General features: G+C 60.9%; 18 protein-coding genes. 10 read left to right on the forward strand and 8 right to left on the reverse strand.

Annotation, left to right across the window (positions count from 1 at the left end; all coding sequences use genetic code 11):
- The first annotated feature begins 112 nt into the window (after nucleotides 1-112).
- Nucleotides 113-430, forward strand: a complete 318-nt coding sequence (locus tag ACA055_RS18245; protein WP_497679928.1) for a DUF2388 domain-containing protein — start codon at nucleotides 113-115, stop codon at nucleotides 428-430.
- 67 nt (nucleotides 431-497) lie between these two features.
- Here ACA055_RS18245 and ACA055_RS18250 read toward each other — a convergent pair whose 3' ends face one another.
- A complete protein-coding gene (locus ACA055_RS18250; RefSeq protein ID WP_497679929.1) occupies nucleotides 498-1,427 on the reverse strand; it encodes a pyridoxal-phosphate dependent enzyme in 930 nt (309 codons plus the stop codon).
- Between the two features lie 102 nt (nucleotides 1,428-1,529).
- Nucleotides 1,530-2,321 carry an SDR family NAD(P)-dependent oxidoreductase gene (locus ACA055_RS18255; protein WP_497679930.1) on the reverse strand — a complete coding sequence of 264 codons (792 nt, stop codon included), beginning with the start codon at nucleotides 2,319-2,321 and terminating at the stop codon, nucleotides 1,530-1,532.
- A 124-nt stretch (nucleotides 2,322-2,445) separates the two neighbouring features.
- Between ACA055_RS18255 and ACA055_RS18260 the strand changes: the two genes are divergently transcribed.
- A complete protein-coding gene (locus ACA055_RS18260) occupies nucleotides 2,446-3,384 on the forward strand; it encodes a GlxA family transcriptional regulator (RefSeq protein ID WP_497679931.1) in 939 nt (312 codons plus the stop codon).
- Between the two features lie 106 nt (nucleotides 3,385-3,490).
- On the opposite strand, the gene ACA055_RS18265 is transcribed toward ACA055_RS18260, so the two are convergent.
- Both ACA055_RS18265 and ACA055_RS18270 read right to left on the reverse strand, forming a co-directional pair.
- The gene (locus tag ACA055_RS18265) at nucleotides 3,491-4,159 is read right to left on the reverse strand and encodes an HAD-IA family hydrolase (RefSeq protein ID WP_497679932.1); all 669 of its coding nucleotides are present in this window, start codon (nucleotides 4,157-4,159) and stop codon (nucleotides 3,491-3,493) included.
- Nucleotides 4,160-4,249: 90 nt separating this feature from the next.
- The gene (locus ACA055_RS18270) at nucleotides 4,250-4,657 is read right to left on the reverse strand and encodes a response regulator (RefSeq protein WP_497679933.1); all 408 of its coding nucleotides are present in this window, start codon (nucleotides 4,655-4,657) and stop codon (nucleotides 4,250-4,252) included.
- A 174-nt stretch (nucleotides 4,658-4,831) separates the two neighbouring features.
- On the opposite strand from ACA055_RS18270, the gene ACA055_RS18275 reads away from it, so the two are divergent.
- A complete protein-coding gene (locus tag ACA055_RS18275; RefSeq protein ID WP_497679934.1) occupies nucleotides 4,832-5,767 on the forward strand; it encodes a class I SAM-dependent methyltransferase in 936 nt (311 codons plus the stop codon).
- 64 nt (nucleotides 5,768-5,831) lie between these two features.
- Here the strand turns inward: ACA055_RS18275 and ACA055_RS18280 are convergent, their stop codons facing one another.
- On the reverse strand, nucleotides 5,832-6,605 hold the full coding sequence (locus tag ACA055_RS18280; protein ID WP_497679935.1) for a helix-turn-helix transcriptional regulator: 774 nt from the start codon (nucleotides 6,603-6,605) through the stop codon (nucleotides 5,832-5,834).
- A gap of 111 nt (nucleotides 6,606-6,716) precedes the next feature.
- Between ACA055_RS18280 and ACA055_RS18285 the strand changes: the two genes are divergently transcribed.
- Together ACA055_RS18285 and ACA055_RS18290 are read left to right on the forward strand one after the other, a co-directional pair.
- Nucleotides 6,717-7,820, forward strand: coding sequence for an extracellular solute-binding protein (locus ACA055_RS18285; protein WP_497679936.1), 1,104 nt, complete (start codon nucleotides 6,717-6,719; stop codon nucleotides 7,818-7,820).
- A gap of 166 nt (nucleotides 7,821-7,986) precedes the next feature.
- Nucleotides 7,987-9,105 (forward strand): DmpA family aminopeptidase, encoded by a 1,119-nt coding sequence (locus ACA055_RS18290; protein WP_497679937.1) that lies wholly within the window; start codon nucleotides 7,987-7,989, stop codon nucleotides 9,103-9,105.
- Here the strand turns inward: ACA055_RS18290 and ACA055_RS18295 are convergent.
- Nucleotides 9,062-9,709 (reverse strand): NAD(P)H-dependent oxidoreductase, encoded by a 648-nt coding sequence (locus tag ACA055_RS18295; RefSeq protein WP_497679938.1) that lies wholly within the window; start codon nucleotides 9,707-9,709, stop codon nucleotides 9,062-9,064. The two genes, ACA055_RS18290 and ACA055_RS18295, sit on opposite strands and share 44 nt — an antisense overlap.
- 86 nt (nucleotides 9,710-9,795) lie before the next feature.
- Here ACA055_RS18295 and ACA055_RS18300 point away from each other — a divergent pair, with 86 nt between their 5' ends.
- Complete coding sequence (locus ACA055_RS18300; RefSeq protein WP_497679939.1) at nucleotides 9,796-10,437, forward strand: TetR/AcrR family transcriptional regulator; 642 nt, start codon at nucleotides 9,796-9,798, stop codon at nucleotides 10,435-10,437.
- Between the two features lie 374 nt (nucleotides 10,438-10,811).
- Here the strand turns inward: ACA055_RS18300 and ACA055_RS18305 are convergent, their stop codons facing one another.
- The gene (locus tag ACA055_RS18305; RefSeq protein ID WP_497679940.1) at nucleotides 10,812-11,492 is read right to left on the reverse strand and encodes a GNAT family N-acetyltransferase; all 681 of its coding nucleotides are present in this window, start codon (nucleotides 11,490-11,492) and stop codon (nucleotides 10,812-10,814) included.
- 327 nt (nucleotides 11,493-11,819) lie between these two features.
- Between ACA055_RS18305 and paoA the strand changes: the two genes are divergently transcribed.
- The 4 genes from paoA (at nucleotide 11,820) to ACA055_RS18325 (ending at nucleotide 16,675) form a co-directional block, all read left to right on the forward strand.
- Nucleotides 11,820-12,461: an aldehyde dehydrogenase iron-sulfur subunit PaoA gene (paoA, locus tag ACA055_RS18310; protein ID WP_497679941.1), complete on the forward strand. Its 642-nt coding sequence runs from the start codon at nucleotides 11,820-11,822 to the stop codon at nucleotides 12,459-12,461.
- Complete coding sequence (locus ACA055_RS18315) at nucleotides 12,458-13,414, forward strand: FAD binding domain-containing protein (protein WP_497679942.1); 957 nt, start codon at nucleotides 12,458-12,460, stop codon at nucleotides 13,412-13,414. The genes paoA and ACA055_RS18315 overlap by 4 nt, the downstream gene beginning before the upstream one ends.
- Nucleotides 13,411-15,609, forward strand: coding sequence for an aldehyde oxidoreductase molybdenum-binding subunit PaoC (paoC, locus tag ACA055_RS18320; RefSeq protein WP_497679943.1), 2,199 nt, complete (start codon nucleotides 13,411-13,413; stop codon nucleotides 15,607-15,609). Before ACA055_RS18315 ends, paoC begins: the two co-directional genes overlap by 4 nt.
- A gap of 172 nt (nucleotides 15,610-15,781) precedes the next feature.
- Nucleotides 15,782-16,675: a LysR family transcriptional regulator gene (locus tag ACA055_RS18325; protein ID WP_497679944.1), complete on the forward strand. Its 894-nt coding sequence runs from the start codon at nucleotides 15,782-15,784 to the stop codon at nucleotides 16,673-16,675.
- Between the two features lie 157 nt (nucleotides 16,676-16,832).
- Here ACA055_RS18325 and ACA055_RS18330 read toward each other — a convergent pair whose 3' ends face one another.
- Complete coding sequence (locus tag ACA055_RS18330; protein ID WP_497679945.1) at nucleotides 16,833-17,135, reverse strand: hypothetical protein; 303 nt, start codon at nucleotides 17,133-17,135, stop codon at nucleotides 16,833-16,835.
- Nucleotides 17,136-17,283 lie beyond the last annotated feature (148 nt).

Genomic DNA, 17,283 nt, shown 5'->3' on the forward strand with positions numbered 1-17,283 from the left:
GAACACCGTGCCCAGGACTGATGACGCATCGACAGGGAACTCCTGACCACCACAGCGCATCCTAAATAATGTGGTACTTCCTTTACGCTTCACGCTTTCGGAGGACACCGTCATGCGCCGTCTGTTTCTCATCTCTTCGCTAGTGCTTTGCTTGCCCTTTGGTTCGGCCATGGCCGATGTGGATGCAGGCGATGTCGCCACCTCGGCGGGGCTTTCCGCGTCCCTGTATTCGACCTTCAAGGATGACAAAATGGTGATTCCCGCCCGGGATGACGCCACCACCTTCGTCGCCAGTGGCGGTACGATTCGCGGCGTTTACCTGGAATCGTTTTTAAATCAGGTTCGACAAGATCACCCCGGCCTCCAGGCCAGTGACGAAGAGCTGGCCAGAGCCATCCTCGTCCAGGAAGGCGTTGCTGCGGGTCAATAAGCGCTGAAGAGAGGCGGTGGGGCTCGTGAAACCGAGATAGCGTTTCCAGCCCTGCCTTGCTTGCGCACTACCGCTCAATGGTAGGGGACAAGCGCGCCCACCCGGCCACCAGCTGCGCACTGATGCTGACCCCGCCGCACACCACAATCACCACGTCATGGGCCTCGGCAATCGCCGGGTGGTCCAGGTAGGCCACCGCCAACGAAACGCCGCAAGCCGGCTCGACCAATTGACGCAGGTCGCTGGCATAGCGAACCACGCCCATGATTGCCTCCTCATCACTGAGCACCACGCACTCGTGGGTAAAGTCGAGGATATGCTGCACCGGCCATGCGGCCACTTGAGCGGCGCCGAGCGACGTGGCGACGGTGTCGATCCGGGGCAGTCTGACGGGATGTCCGGCAGCGACAGCGGCGGCGAAGGACGCCGCGCCTTGGGTTTCGCACGTAATGATCCGGCATTCCATGCGGTCGTGCCGGATCAATCCCGTGAGGATGCCCGCCAACAAGCCCCCGCCGCCCACCGACGTCACGAGCGCATCGACCTGAGGACAATCCTCGAGAATTTCATCGATCATCGTGCTGTGCCCTTCCCACAACACCGGGTGATCGAAAGCGGGTATGTATTCGGTGTCCGCGCCCTGTGCCAGTTCTTTCGCCCGTTGATTCGCGTCGTCCCAGACCTTGCCATGGACGATCACCTGAGCACCGGTTTTGCTGATCCTGGCGCGGGTGGTTTCAGGGGTGGTGCTGGGCACTACGATGCAGGCTTTGAGGCCAAGACTGGCGGCGGCCACGGCAGTGGCGAACCCGGCATTGCCGCCGGAAGGACAGACCACCTTGCGTTTGCCCTGCGCCGCGGCCTGACTGCACAACAGGCCCATGCCGCGCAGTTTGAACGAACCGCTGGGCTGGAGGTTTTCCAGTTTGAGCCAGATGCGTCGGGTCGGGGTCGATAAACCTGGATGCAGAATCAGGGGTGTTCTGATGTGCAGCATGCTGGGCTCCCTTTGGCAGCACCGGTTGGTCGAGGTTTCAACCAACCAATGCCGAGCGGTCCTTCTTCAAGCTTAGTTCACCCTGCCCCCTGGCCTGTCGTCTCAGCGATAACGCGGTGCCGCCGTGGAGTTGCCGAACAACCCGGAGAGCGTCTTGCGCTGGCTTTCATAACGATCCCACTGCTCGCCGTCGTGCAGGCCGGGAATGGTCACCACTTCGCCTTGCGCCAACCCTGCCAGCGCGGCATCGACCATATCCTGGGCGGACATCACGATGTCTTGCGGCAGGTTTTCCACCGGGTTGCCGGCCTCGCTCCAGAAGTCAGTGGCCGTGGCGCCGGGCAATACGGCCTGGACGCGGATGCCCTTGTCGGCCAATTCATGGTGCATCGATTGGCTCAGGCCGAGGACGAACGCCTTGGTCCCGCCGTAGACGCCGTTGAGGATTTCCGGCGCGATGGCGACGATCGAGGAGATGTTGATCACGGTCCCGGTCCCACGCGCGACGAAGCCTGGCACCACCGCGTAAGCCAACCGCATCAAAGCCGTCACGTTTAGGGTGATCATGTCTTCCATGTCATCCACGGGGCTGCCGAGCAAAGGCATCACGGCGCCGACCCCGGCGTTGTTGACCAGCAAGGTGATGCTCGCGTCGCGGCGCAGAATGTCTTCGACCCGCCGCAAGTCGGCCTTGTCTTTCAGATCGGCGGCGACCACTTCCACGGCGCGGCCGGTTTCGTTGCTCAGGTGATTGGCCAAGGACTCCAGTTTAGAGCGACTGCGGGCTACCAGAATCAGGTCGTAACCCTGTCGGGCGAGACGGTCGGCATACACCGCGCCAATGCCGGAAGAAGCGCCAGTGATCAGTGCGGTACCTTTGGATGAGAGAGCCATGTTCAGTTTCCTTCACAGTGAGGCGATACGCTCGCCGGGTGTGAACCGTTATAAATGGACTCACGCTTGTCTCAAATGACGTTTAAAGTACGTTTTTCGGACACAACCTTTCGAGGACCTATCGATGACTTCCGTAGCGTTTGTGGTTTTTGAAGGTTTCCAGTCCATGGCGCTGGCGGCCATGCCGGTGTTCGAGTACGCCAACTTCAGCGCCGGCGAAGCACTTTATGAGGTCTGTGTGCTGTCCGAGGACGGCCGCACTTTGCGCGCTTCCGGTGGCCTGAGCGTGGGAACCGAAGCGTTCGACGAGCGGGTGTTCGACACGGTGATCGTGGTCGGCGGCGATGCCATCCTCGAACAGGCACCGGCCGGCGTGCTGAGCTACCTGCGCAACAGCGTTAAAACCGCGCGGCGCACCGCATCGATTTGCTCCGGGGCCTTTGTGCTGGCTCAGGCCGGTTTGCTCGACGGACGCCGGGCGACCACGCATTGGGCTTACGCGCGGGAACTGCAGGCGCGGTTTCCGTCGATCAAGGTCGAAGAAGATCGCATCTACGTCATCGACGGTTCGATTTGGACCTCCGCCGGGATGACTGCTGGAATCGACCTGGCACTGGCCATGGTCGAAAAGGATCACGGCGCCCAACTGGCCCGCTCCGTGGCGCAGAAACTGGTGATGTACCAACGTCGCGCGGGCGGCCAGTCGCAACACTCGGCGCTGCTGGAGCTGGAACCGAAATCCGACCGCATTCAAACCGTCCTTGGCTATGCACGGGAACACCTGACCGAGACGTTGTCGGTGGACAAACTGGCGGAAGTTGCACGCCTCAGTCCTCGGCAATTCAGCCGGGCCTTTCGTGCGGAAACCGGCCAATCGCCGGCCAAGGCTATCGAGAACCTGCGGCTGGAAGCCGCGCGGCAGATGCTGGAACGCGGGCGCCTGACCCTCGATCAAATTGCCGAAGAGTCCGGTTTCAGCGACTGCCGGCGCATGCGCGAAGCCTTCCTTAGAGCATTCGGTCAGCCGCCGCAGGTGATTCGGCGTAATGCGCGGTCAGCGTAGAACTGCCCCTTTAAATGTGGGAGCGGGCTTGCTCGCGAAGGGGCCATCACATCCAACATTGATGTTGACTGATCCGCCGCTTTCGCGAGCAAGCCCGCTCCCACCTTTAGATTTTGTGTAGGGTCATCAGCCCATCGGTGTCTACGCGGATGATTACCGAGTCATAGCTGGCGAGTGTTGCATGCCGCGTCTCGATCGGATGAACGTGAGTCGACGTCATCACAATCAAATCGGCGCCCGCCGCTTCGGCCGCGAGAATGCCCACCGGGGCGTCTTCGAAGATCAGGCAGTCGCCAGGCTCGACACCCAGCCGCTTGGCCGCCAGTCGATAACCTGCAGGGTCGGGTTTGCCAGCGCTGACATCTTCAGCCGTGACCATCACCTCAGGCTCTGGAATCCCCGCCGCCGCCATCCGCCGCAACGCCAACGCCTTGGGCGCAGAGGTCACGATGGCCCATTGGTTGGCGGGTAGCGACTTCAGGAAGTTCGCCGCGCCGATCACCTCGATAATCCCCTCGACATCTTCAATTTCCGCCTCGGTGATAAACGCCGCTTCAGCTTCGGCATCCACTCCGGGCAATGCCAGACGATTGATGGTGTCGATGGCCCGCACACCATGGATGGTCGGCAGGAACGACTCGACATCCACGCCGTGGCGCTCGGCCCAGGCAGCCCAGATCCGCTCGGCGGCGGCGATGGAATTGAGGACGGTGCCATCCATGTCGAACAGAAAGGCGCGGTATGAGGTGTTGAAGACGGATTTGTGGGCAGACAAAGGTGAGCATCCTTCTCGCAAGGGCCAGTCGGGTTTTCGAGCAATGTAGCATTTGCGAGGTGACTGAGTTCAAACCTGCACGCGACGTGTTCAGCCGACCGTCTTCGACTTCAAGGCGCCTTCCACACAATCCAGCAGTTGCCCAAGCGCCCAGGGTTTCTTGATGAACGATACCGGGTGCCTGACACCGGAAGTCTCGGGGGTTTCGAAGCCGGACATGATCATGATCGGTTTGTCCGGCCAGCGATCACCGAACAGGTTGGCCAGATCCGCGCCATTGAGTTTGCCGGGCATGGTGATATCCGTGAGTAAGAGACGGACGCTGTCGGAGTGTTGCTCCAGGTACTCAGATGCGGCGTCTGCACTGGTTTGCGGCTGAACCACAAAGCCTTCATCCTGAAGAATTTCGCAGAGAAACTCCAGGATCAGCGGATCGTCTTCCACCACAAGAATCAACCCGCCAGGAAGCGACTCGCCTGTCGTCGTTACTGGACTCATGACTGTGCCACTCCCTGATCTGCGTAAATGATTTCGCGGGCTCAAATCCGCTGCTTACAGGTATGAGCAGCGGACTTCGTGGAAATTCATTTTTGATGCGGGGAGAACACGAATCAGCCGAATTGCACGCTGTGGGATACAATGCCGCCCCCTTCAAATTGCCGACTCTGCCCGATGAACTCAGACGCCCTCTCCGTCCTCCACGACCATTTGCTGAAGGCCCTGGCAACAGCCCCGGAAGAAACCCGCCGGCTGTTCCACGGGCGCGGTCGCTGCTGGCCGGGGCTGGAGCAATTGACCGTCGATTGGTTGCAGGGTGTGGTGCTGGCCTCGCTGTTCAAGGAGCCTGAAGCCTCGCAACTGGACGCGTTGAAACAGCGGTTGATGGAAGTCACTCAGTCATCCGAGTGGGTGACATCCGGCGCGCACACCTTGGCGTTGCAACATCGCTACCTGCTGCAGAGCACCACCGAATGGCTGCTCGGGGACGTCATCGAGGAAATGACCATCACTGAAGGCGGCCTGAACTATCGGGTGGACCTGGGCCGCAAACAGAACACCGGCCTGTTCCTCGACATGCGCTACGGCCGCGATTGGGTGCGGGCCAACGCTGAAGGAAAGCGAGTGTTGAACCTGTTCGCCTACACCTGCGGCTTCTCGGTGGCGGCCATCGAGGGCGGTGCAACGCACGTGGTCAACTTGGACATGTCCAGCCCGGCCCTGAGCCGTGGCCGCGAGAATCACCGACTCAACGGGCACGACCTGGGCAAGGTCAGTTTTCTCGGCCACGACCTGTTCAAGTCCTGGGGCAAGGTGATTGGCAAGGGGCCTTATGACCTGGTGATCATCGACCCGCCGTCGTTTCAGAAAGGCAGCTTTTTGCTGACCAAAGACTACCAGCGCGTGTTGCGCCGTCTGCCGGAACTGCTCAGCCCTCAGGGCACCGTGCTGGCCTGCATGAACGACCCGGCCTTCGGTGCGGATTTCCTCATCGACGGCGTTACCCGCGAAGCACCGAGCCTGCACTTTGAACAGCGCCTGCAAAACCCGCCGGAGTTTCCGGATGCCGATGTGGAGTGCGGGTTGAAGGCGCTGGTGTTCCGGCAGTAAGACCGAGTCGTTACCTTCGCGAGCAAGCCCGCCCCCACAAGGGATTTGCTGTGCGCCAACTCCATCAACGCGGCTGCAACACCAAGGCAAACAGCTCGCCATGCCCGTTCACATTGAGCTTGTGGTAGAGATTGCGCCGGTGCACTTTCACCGTTTCCGGGGAGATGCTCAGTTGCTGGGCAATGGCTTTGCTTGAGAACCCCTGAAGAATCAGGCGAGCGGTCTCGACTTCGCGCACCGTCAAACGTGCGTCGAAGCGATCGAGCAGGCTCGCCAGGTCACCGGCCAGTGCTTCGGCGGCCGGACCTTCCGGAGGCATGAATTGCAGGTGACGGCGCATCGCCGCCAGCACCCAGTCACGCACGCAAATCAGACGGCCCTGCTCTTCAAGGCTGAAGCGCGTCGAGCGACCCAGGGACAAACCAAGCACCGCGCCGTCGACGTTGACCATAAACTGCAACTCGTCCGCGCCCACCACGCTGCGGAAATAACTCAGGTAGTACTCGCTCTGTTGGAACTGGTCGGGAGCCACCGATTCCAGGCTGTGCAAACCGTCGGCAATGCCGGCGCAAACGGCGTGATAAAACGGATCGAGCAGGTACATGCCGGCGCGGTAGTCCGCCAGTTCCTCATGCTCGTCGCCGCTACCCTTGGAATCGAAATCGATCAGCAGGCGTGGCACTCGCCCCGCCCGCATCACCGCGACCAGCGCGTTGTCCAGCGGCACCAGCAAACGCAGGGTATCCACCAGCGCGCGCCAGAAGCCGTCCTGACCCAACGCAGCAAAGACCCGCGCCAGTCCCTGGTGCACCGGTAACTCTTTCAACAACGCGTCCACGCACTACCCCTTTCGAGTAACCCATGATGGGAATGGGTGAGCAACCTGCCTGCCGATACGCTGCAAGCACCTGTTCATCACCGGCCTGCAGCAGGCCAGGAGTGCCGCATCATGAGTCGTCCCCGTCAACAGATCAATCTTGGACTGAGCGCCTGTTTGTGCGCCTCGCTGTCGGCCGTTGCCGCCGACGGCCCCACGGTTCACGTCTACAACTGGTACGACTACATCGGCCCGACGACCCTGCAGGACTTCAAGCGTGACACCGGTATTCAGCCGGTCTACGACACCTTCGACAGCGCTGAAGTGCTGGAAGGAAAATTGCTCACCAGCCGCAGCGGATATGACGTGGTGGTGGCCAGTAACTTCAGCCTGCCGACCCTGATCAAGGCCGGTGCAATTGCGCCACTGCCCCGTGATCGGTTGCCGGACTTCAAAAACATGGACGCCGACCTGTTGGCGAAACTGGCCAACAACGATCCGGGCAATCAGTACGCCGTGCCCTACCTGTGGGGCACCAACGGCATCGGCTACAACATCGACAAGGTACGCGCCGTGCTGGGCGACAAGGCGCCGGTGGATTCCTGGGACCTGGTGTTCAACGAAGACAACCTGGCCAAGCTCGGCGAGTGCGGCGTGGCCATGCTCGACTCGCCCGCCGAGATGCTACCCGTCGCCCTGCACTACCTGGGCCTGCCGCCCAACAGCACCAATCCCGAGGACTACAAAAAAGTCGAAGCGCTGTTGCTCAAACTGCGCCCGCACATCGCCTACTTCAACTCGTCGAAGTTCATCAGCGATCTGGCCAACGGCAACATCTGCGTTGCGGTGGGTTGGTCCGGCGCGATGCTGGAAGCCAAGACCACCGCCGAGCAGGCGGGCAATGGCGTGAAGATCGCCTACAGCTTGCCGAAGGAAGGCGCGCCGGTGTGGTTCGACACGTTGGTGCTGCTCAAGGACGCGCCACATCCGGAACAGGGCCTGGCCTTCATCGACTACCTGATGCGCCCCGACGTCATCGCCCCGGTGACCGATCACTTGTCCTACCCCAATGGCAACCGCAACGCGACGTCGCTGGTGGCCGAGGCGACCCGCTCCAACCCTGCCGTTTACCCGCCGGCCGAGGCCATGGCCAAGCTGTTCACCCTCGAACCGCTGCCGAAGGCGACCGAGCGTGTGCGCACGCGGGTCTGGAGCAAAGTGAAAAACGGCCAGTGAGTTAAACGCAATCCCTGTGGGAGCGAGCTTGCTCGCGAAAGCGGTGCACCCGACAACATTAATGTCGACTGACACTCCCTCGTCGCGAGCAAGCCCGCTCCCACAGGTTGCGCATCTTGGCCTGAGCCCCGCATTTTTCTGCCACAAATCAACGATGAGAAAACACATGAAACCACGTGCCCGCGACCTGAACATCCAGTTCGGCCAACTGCAACCCGGCCCGCTCAACGCCATCACCGACGTACCCGGCGTCCGGGTCGGCCACAGCAATGTGCGAGGACGCACCGCCAACGGCCGCGACATCCTGACCGGCGTCACCCTGATCGAGCCGCGCGCCGGTTCTACCAGCCTGCAACCGTGCTTCGCGGGCGTTCATGTGCTCAACGGCAATGGTGACGCCACGGGTCTTGAGTGGATTCGCGAGGCCGGTCTGCTGACCAGTCCGATCGCCTTCACCAACACCCACAGCCTGGGCGTGGTGCGCGATGCGCTGGTGGTGCTGGACCGCGAGCAGCAACCCGATGACGGACGACTGTATTGGAACATGCCGGTGGTGCTGGAAACCTTCGACGGCCTGCTCAACGACATCAACGGCTTTCACGTGAAGCCCGAACACGTGACCGAAGCCTTGCGCTCGGCGGTGAGCGGCCCGGTCACCGAAGGGTCGGTAGGTGGCGGCAGTGGCATGATCTGCCACGAATTCAAGGGCGGCATTGGCACCGCTTCGCGACGTCTGGACCCGGCTCAGGGCGGCTGGACGGTCGGCGCCATCGTTCAGGCCAACCACGGCATTCGTAACGAATTGCGCGTCGATGGTTACCCGGTCGGACGCTACATGGAAAAGGCTGACTCGCCGTTCCTCAAAGCGTCCCTGCCCCATCCGGGGATGGGTTCGATCGTCGTCTGCCTGGCCACCGATGCACCGCTGTTGCCGCACCAGTGCACTCGCCTCGCGCAACGTGCCAGCCTCGGCCTCGCCCGCACCGGCGGCGGTAACGAAGACCACAGCGGCGACATCTTCATCGCTTTCGCCACCGGCAACCACGTGCCGCCAGCCGCTTATGAAGCCAAGCGCGCGCCGACGTGCGACAACCTGAGCATGGTCAACAACGACCACATCAGCGAGTTGTTCCTCGCCGCCACCGAAGCCGTGGAAGAAGCGATCATCAACGCCTTGCTGGCCTCCGATACGGCTGAAGGCAATGGCCATGCAGTGCCGGGGCTGGATGCCGGGACGCTGCTCAACGCATTGCGTCAGGCTGGCTGGCCGGGCGAACAGGTATAGCCGAATCAAGGTGACTGGATGCCGCAAAGAGCGCACGACCCAAGGCTCGCGCGGTATCCAGATGAATCGCTGGATCCTGGGTTTCCGATTCGAGCAGCAGTTGGGACGTGATCACACGTGCGCCGCAATACTCAAAAATCCCATGATCAATCTGCGTCTTCATGGCCTCGGCATAACCGTGGCGGGCAAAGGTTCCCGCGTCCGCACCACCTACTCCGACCAGGTGAACCCGCAGATGGCCAAGCTTCTTCTCCAGCGTGTCGGCAGTGAAATCGAACGCCCAGCCGTTGGAGAACACCCGATCGATCCAGCCCTTGAGCAACGCCGGCATCGACCACCAGTAGACCGGATAGACCAGCACAATGGCATCGGCGCGCTCGATCCGCGCCTGCTCGGCCAGCACATCCGCCGGGGGCTGCGCCTCCCGGTGATGGACCGCCAGATCAGCGGGACCGAATCTCGGCTCGAATCCTTCGGCCCACAGATCGGCGATTTCAAACGTGTTGTCGGAATCCCCCAGCGACAGGCCTGCAGCAATCTGTGCAGCGAGGCTATGGGTGAGCGAACGGGGATCGTGATGAGCCACAACGATAAGCGCGTGCATGCTTGAAACTCCTGATTGAGAGCACAGGACGGACCTTATATACTCTTGGTAAGTTACGAACAGTAAGTTACTTTTGGTACATAGCCATGTCAACCACAGAAATAACCGAACCAGATTCCAGCCCTCAGCCGCGCCGACGGATGTCGCGGGAGGATCGTCAACGCCAGTTGCTGGATGTCGCCTGGCAACTCGTCCGGGAGGAAGGGACGGACGCCTTGACCTTGGGCCGTCTCGCCGAACAGGCCGGGATCACCAAACCGGTGGTTTACGATCACTTCAGCACGCGACCCGGGTTGCTGGCGGCGCTCTATCAAGACTTCGACGCCCGCCAGACAGCGCTGATGGATGCAGCGCTTCAGAGCAGCGAAGCGACGTTACCCGGCACCGCCAAGGTGATCGCTTCGTCCTACGTCGACTGCGTGCTGCTTCAGGGCAGCGAAATTTCCGGCGTCATCGCGGCACTGGCCAGTTCGCCGGAACTGGAGAAGATCAAGCGCGAATACGAAGCGATTTTCTTGAATAAGTGCCGAACCGCGCTCTCCCCCTTCGTGGGCACGGGTGAAATCCGGGCTGCAGGACTGCGGGCGATGCTCGGTGCGGCGGAAGCCTTGTCCAACGCGGCGGCGAATGGAGAAATCACTGCCGCGCAGGCACAGGACGAACTGTTTGAAACGATCGTCGGGATGGTTGCAAGAAGTGCCGGAAAGGTCGCTGGGGGCGATGCGTGACTCAGCATTCGACTAGCGGTACTTGAGTGCAAAACCCCATCTTTCTACGATATTTCTACGCAGCCGCTTGTTTGTTCAAGCCGTTGCGTAAGTGGTGAGTGAACTGAACCCCTAATCAAGCTCGCCACTTGTTTCACGCGCATCTTGAGCCTCAAGGGCTCTACTTCCTCCCCATCAAAGAGCGTTGAGGCTCTTTTTTAACTGCGCGATTTCCAGACAATAAAAAGCCCGGCATTGACCGGGCTTTGTGCTTTCTCAACACCATTGAAATCCCCTGTGGGAGCGGGCTTGCTCGCGAAAGCGGGGTGACATTCAACATTGATGTTGGCTGACACGCCGCCTTCGCGAGCAAGCCCCCCCCACCGTTGATCGAGTTATCCCAAACGCTCGCGCACAAATTCATTCACCTTGCGCGTCATCTGGTCCAGATGCCGGTCACGCTGTTTTTCTGCATCGAGCATCGCCCGTTTGCCGTGTTTTTGCAGCAGGTACGTATGAATCTGCCGCACTTCCAGCGAGCTGTAGATCGGTGCCACATCCAACAGCCCCATCAAGCCATCACTGCCGTGATCGCGGGTGTTCATCAGCACCTGGGTACTGCGCGCGCCCACCACCTGAAAGCCCATCGACTCAAAATACGGCACCTTGGCCACGGCACACGTCAGTTCGGCATGGGGATAACGGCCGACCATCTCCCGCACCATCCTTCGCGCAATACCCTGGCGTCGATGGTTGGCATGCACCGCCATATACGCCACGCCGCACGCCTCGGGATCGCCCTTGACCGGCTGGTACAACAAAAAACCGATGACCTGCTCCGGGTCGTCATCGTCGGTCGCGACGAGCAACTCCACGGCAATCCCTTTCGCCCCGTTCAACGCCTCCAGATAGAGGTGAACCTCATAGCCGATCGCGTACTGGTACACGTTGTACAACAGGTTGCTCGGCGCGATGGCGACCATGCTGATGTCGGTCAGGTAATCGACCACCATCTGCAGGATCTGGCTGTTGATGTGCTCGGGGCACGGGGTCTGGAAATGGGTGATCTGGGGCATTGCAGTGGCTGACTCCGGGTTCTAAGAGTTGCCCGCGCGGTGTAAGGGCTAATCGCGGGCCTGCCTATCATAACGCGCTACCGACGCTTTACCCGCAAATGCACGCCCCTCATTGATGAGCCCGACTCATGACTTCATGCGGCTTATTGGTCTTAATCGATTTATCGAACCTTTCTAGTATGTGAAGGATTGAAAAACGATCGACTACCGATTCATGAACTGCACGCATAACTCTATAGCTGAAAAACGCAAAAACATTCCGCCCGCGCGCGGGTCACTCATTTGATGAGGACTGGCAACGCCAACCACCTATAGGAATCGAACCAAATGGACGACCGTGACCTGATGTCGATTTCCCGACGCAAATTTCTGATTGTAGGTGCGGTGACGGCGGCGGCCGTGGCGCTGCCACCGTTCATTTCCGCGCGAGCCAGCGCTGCCAACGCGGCACGTCCGATCAAGGCCAAGGTGTCCTTCCAGGTGAATGGTCAACCGCGAGCGCTGGACCTCGACACCCGCACTACGCTGCTCGATGCACTGCGGGAAAACCTGCAGCTCACCGGCACCAAAAAGGGTTGCGATCATGGCCAGTGCGGCGCGTGCACGGTGATTGTCGACGGCCGTCGCCTCAATTCCTGCCTGACATTGGCGGTGATGCACGAAGGCTCGAAAGTCATCACCATCGAGGGACTCGGCACACCGGAAAAACTGCACCCGATGCAGGCTGCGTTCATCAAGCACGATGGTTATCAGTGCGGCTATTGCACGCCAGGACAGATCTGTTCCGCGGTCGCGGTGCTGGGTGAGATTCGTGACGGTATTCCCAGCCATGCCAGTCCCAATCTCACCGATCAGCCACAACTGATCGCCAGTGAAATCCAGGAGCGCATGAGCGGCAACATCTGCCGGTGCGGTGCGTACTCCAACATCATCGAAGCGATCACCGAAGTCGCGGAGGCCAGCGCATGAGGCCCTTTACGTATTTACGCGCCAAGTCGCCGGCCGAAGCCGCAGCCCTGGCAGCACAGGTCGATGGTTCGCGGTTCATCGCCGGCGGCACCAACTTGCTGGACCTGATGAAGCTGGACATCGAGACGCCGACGCACCTGATCGACGTCAACGACCTCGCCCTGGACCGGATCGAAGCCACGCCGGAAGGCGGTGTGAGAATCGGTGCGCTGGTCAGAAACACCGACCTGGCCGCCGACGCACGCATTCGCAAGGACTACGGCCTGCTCTCCCGCGCCCTGCTCGCCGGTGCTTCCGGCCAGTTGCGCAACCGGGCGACCACGGCGGGAAATTTGCTGCAACGCACCCGCTGCCCTTACTTCTATGACACCCATCAGCCGTGCAACAAACGCCAGCCCGGTAGCGGCTGCGCGGCCATCGAGGGCTTCAGTCGGCCCCTGGGCATCATCGGTGTCAGTGACGCCTGCATTGCCACCCATCCCAGCGACATGGCCGTGGCGATGCGTGCCCTCGACGCTCAGGTCGAAACCGTGCGCCCCGACGGCACGACTCGCAGTATTCCGCTCGCCGATTTGCACCGACTGCCCGGCAACACGCCCAACATTGAAACCACCCTGGCCGCCCATGAGCTGATCACCGCCGTCACGCTGCCGACACCGCTCGGTGGCCTGCACATTTATCAAAAAGTCCGTGACCGCGCCTCTTATGCATTCGCCCTCATTTCTGTCGCTGCGGTAATTCAGAAGGACGGCTCCGGCCGTGTCGCGCTGGGCGGTGTCGCGCACAAACCCTGGCGCGTGGAGGCAGCCGAATCGGCAATGTCCCAAGGCGCCAAAGCGGTGACCGAACAACTGCTCGCCGGCGCCACACCCACCGATGAAAACGCATTCAAGCTGACCCTGGTCGAGCGCACGCTCGCTTCGGTGATGGCACAAGCGAGGGCTCAAGCATGAAATTCGATACGCCCGCCACCACCAACCCGATCGACCAGATGAAGGTCGTCGGCAAGGCCACGACCCGTATCGAAGGGCCGTTGAAAACCACCGGGCTTGCACCTTATGCCTACGAACATCATGACGCCGTGCCCAACCAGGCCTATGGCGTGGTGGTCGGCTCAGCCATCGCCAAGGGCCGCATCGCGTCGATGGATCTGGAGGTGGCCGAGTCTGCACCCGGTGTCATCGCCATCGTCACCGCCGCGAATGCCGGCAAGCTCGGCAAAGGCAAATACAACACCGCGACCTTACTCGCCGGGCCCGACATTCAGCACTATCACCAGGCCGTCGCGTTGGTGGTAGCGGAAACCTTCGAGCAGGCACGGGCCGCAGCAGAATTGGTGAACGTGTCCTATGTCAGCACGGAAGGTGCGTTCGATCTCGCCAGTTCGCGCGGCTCGGGCGTGGAAGCCAAGGATCAGATGGCGGACACCGTGCATGGCGATTTTGCAGGTGCGTTCGCGTCTGCGCCGGTGCAACTGGATGCGACCTACACCACTCCCGATCAGGCCCACGTGATGATGGAGCCTTTCGCGTCGATGGCCTGCTGGCAAGGCGACCAGCTGACGCTATGGACGTCGAATCAAATGATCGACTGGTCCGTCACTGACCTGGCAACCACCCTCGGGATACCGAAGCAGAACGTGCGGCTGATCTCTCCCTACATCGGCGGCGGATTCGGCGGCAAGCTGTTCATTCGCTCGGACGCGGTGCTCGCTGCCCTCGGCGCACGCCTGGCCGGCAGACCGGTGAAAGTCGCCCTCGCCCGGCCGTTGATGATCAACAATTCCACCCACCGCCCGGCAACTATTCAACGCATCCGTATCGGCGCCACGAGCGATGGCAAGATCACCGCCATGGCCCACGAAGGCTGGTCAGGCGACTTGCCCGGCGGCAAAGTCGAACGCGCCGCGCAACCCAGCAAACTGCTGTATGCCGGTGAAAATCGATTGGTGACGATGCGGCTGACGACACTCGATCTGCCGGAAGGCAACGCCATGCGCGCACCCGGCGAAACGCCCGGCTTGATGGCCTTGGAAATTGCCATGGACGAGATGGCGGAGAAATTGAAACTCGACCCGATCGAGTTCCGAATTCTCAATGACACCCAGGTCGATCCGACCAATCCGAAAAGGCCTTTTTCCAAGCGGCAGTTGGTTGAATGCCTGCGCACCGGTGCGGAGCGTTTCGGCTGGAGTCAGCGTCATGCCCAACCCGGCACGCAACGGGATGGCCGCTGGCTGATCGGCATGGGCGTGGGGGTCGCCTTTCGCAACAACGCCTTGGTGAAGTCGGGCGCACGGGTGCGGCTCAATGATCAGGGCATCGTGACCGTGGAAACCGACATGACCGATATCGGCACCGGGAGCTACACGATCATCGCCCAGACAGCGGCGGAAATGATGGGCGTCTCGCTCGATAAGGTGGTCGTGCGCCTGGGAGATTCGAGTTTCCCGGTATCCGCAGGCTCTGGCGGACAATTCGGCGCCAACTGTTCGACGGCGGGCGTGTATGCGGCGTGCGTCAAACTTCGTGAGGCGGTCGCGCAACGCCTCGGCGTGAGCGCGCAGGATGCGGTGTTCGCCGACGGTGAAGTGCGCTCCGGTGACAAGAGCATCCCATTGCGCAACGCGGCGCAGGCCGGCGAAATCGTCGCCGAGGATTCGATCGAGTTCGCCGAGCTGAGCAAGCAGTTTCAGCAGTCGACGTTCGGTGCGCACTTTGTCGAAGTCGCGGTCGACAGCGCCACAGGCGAAACCCGCGTTCGACGGATGCTTGCCGTCTGCGCGGCCGGGCGAATCCTCAACCCGACCTCGGCGCGCAGTCAGGTGATCGGCGCGATGACCATGGGCGTCGGTGCGGCGTTGATGGAAGAACTGGCGGTGGACAAGCGCCGGGGCTTTTTCGTCAATCACGACCTGGCCGGTTACGAGGTGCCGGTGCACGCGGACATCCCGCATCAGGAAGTGATTTTCCTCGATGAAACCGACGCGGTGTCATCGCCGATGAAAGCCAAAGGCGTAGGCGAACTGGGGTTGTGCGGGGTCAGTGCGGCGATTGCAAATGCGGTCTACAACGCCACCGGCGTGCGCGTTCGTGAGTACCCGATCACCCTGGACAAGATGCTGGACAAGCTGCCGCCAATGATCTGATCGACCCACGATCCTGTGGGAGCGCGGGCAAGCCGCGCTCCCACAGGTTGTTATCTTCATGGCTGTACTCATCCCAGTATTTTCGACAAGCAATTCCCCATTCAATCTACCCTTTACGCATTACTAAAATAAGCCGCTAGAATCGGATAAGACCTATGAGAGGGGCTCATTAATGCTTCGGGAAAACGCCAATGATTTGCTCGCCTTCCTGGCGGTGGCGCGGGCAAGAAGTTTCACCAAGGCGGCTGCCAAACTGGGCGTTTCCCAGTCGGCCCTGAGCCATACGATCCGGGCGCTGGAAGCGCGTTTGGGGTTACGCCTGCTGACGCGTACGACCCGCAGTGTGTCGCCGACGGAAGCCGGGCAACACCTGATTGAAACCGTTGGCCCGCACTTCGAAGAAATCGAGATCGAACTGGCGGCGCTGAGCAACCTGCGCGACACGCCCGCCGGCAACATCCGCATCAACGCGATGGATCACGCACTGGAATACATTCTGTGGCCGGCGTTGAAACCGTTCCTGGCGAAGTACCCGGATATCTCGGTCGAGGTCTGTTGCGACTACAGCTTCGTCGACATCGCCGCCCAGGGTTTTGATGCGGGTGTGCGCCTTGGCGGGGACGTGGCCCAAGGCATGATCGCCACGCGTATCGGGCCGGACATGCGCATGCTGGTGGTGGGTTCGCCGGCCTACTTCAGCGACCGTACATTGCCAAAAACGCCGCGAGACCTGACCGATCACCAATGCAACAACCTGCGCCTGCCCACCAACGGCGGCTTGTATGCCTGGGAATTCAAAAAGGGAGAAGAAAGCCTGAAGGCCCGGGTGTCCGGGCAGGTGACGTTCAATGGTGTGTATCAGTTGCTCAATGCCGCGCTGGATGGCTTCGGTTTGAGTTACATCCCCGAAGACCTGGTTGCACCACACCTTGCGGCCGGACGGTTGGTGCAGGTGCTTGAGGATTGGTGCGCGCCGTTTGCCGGTTTCCATCTTTATTACCCGAGCCGCCGTCAGGCGTCGCCGGCCTTTGCTTTATTGCTGGATGCGTTGCGGTATCGGGGCTGAAGCATGAGGGGTGTCACCCGATAGCTGTGCTGGTTTTCATGGCCTCATCGCGAGCAAGCTCGCTCCCACAGTGATCCAGGCTGTCGCACAAATAGAGTGAACAGCACAAAACCCTGTGGGAGCGGGCTTGCCCGCGATGGTGTCAGAGGCGACGCCACTAAACAGCAGTCTTGAACCCCTCCTCCCGCTGCACCGCCCGCGCCTGAATCACATCCAGCACCGCACAGCCTTCACGGGTGAGCAGGTGCACCGCGCGGGTGATGCGGGTCAGGTCGCAGTCGGAAATGTCTTTCAGGTTAAGGCTGGACAAGGTGTCCGTCAGGTCGCGAACCACCGTGAATCGATGCATGGCACAGGCAGCAAGGTCACTGAGTTCTTTGTGGGTATTGATGAAGAGCACCGGGGTGACGGCGTCGTAGGTGTCAATGGGGAGGTAACGGGGCATTACTTGGTCGAACATGATGTAACTCCTAGGTTGAGCTACCATCATTCGCGGCCAAGCGAAAATAAGGTGGCAGCCGTGTGCGGGTTGGCCGACCGGCACCTAGGAATCCGGCACACTCGAAAGTGTCCCGCGCACAGCTGCCATAACACAATGTCCAGCCATG

Source organism: Pseudomonas sp. LBUM1657 (genome assembly GCF_059716075.1).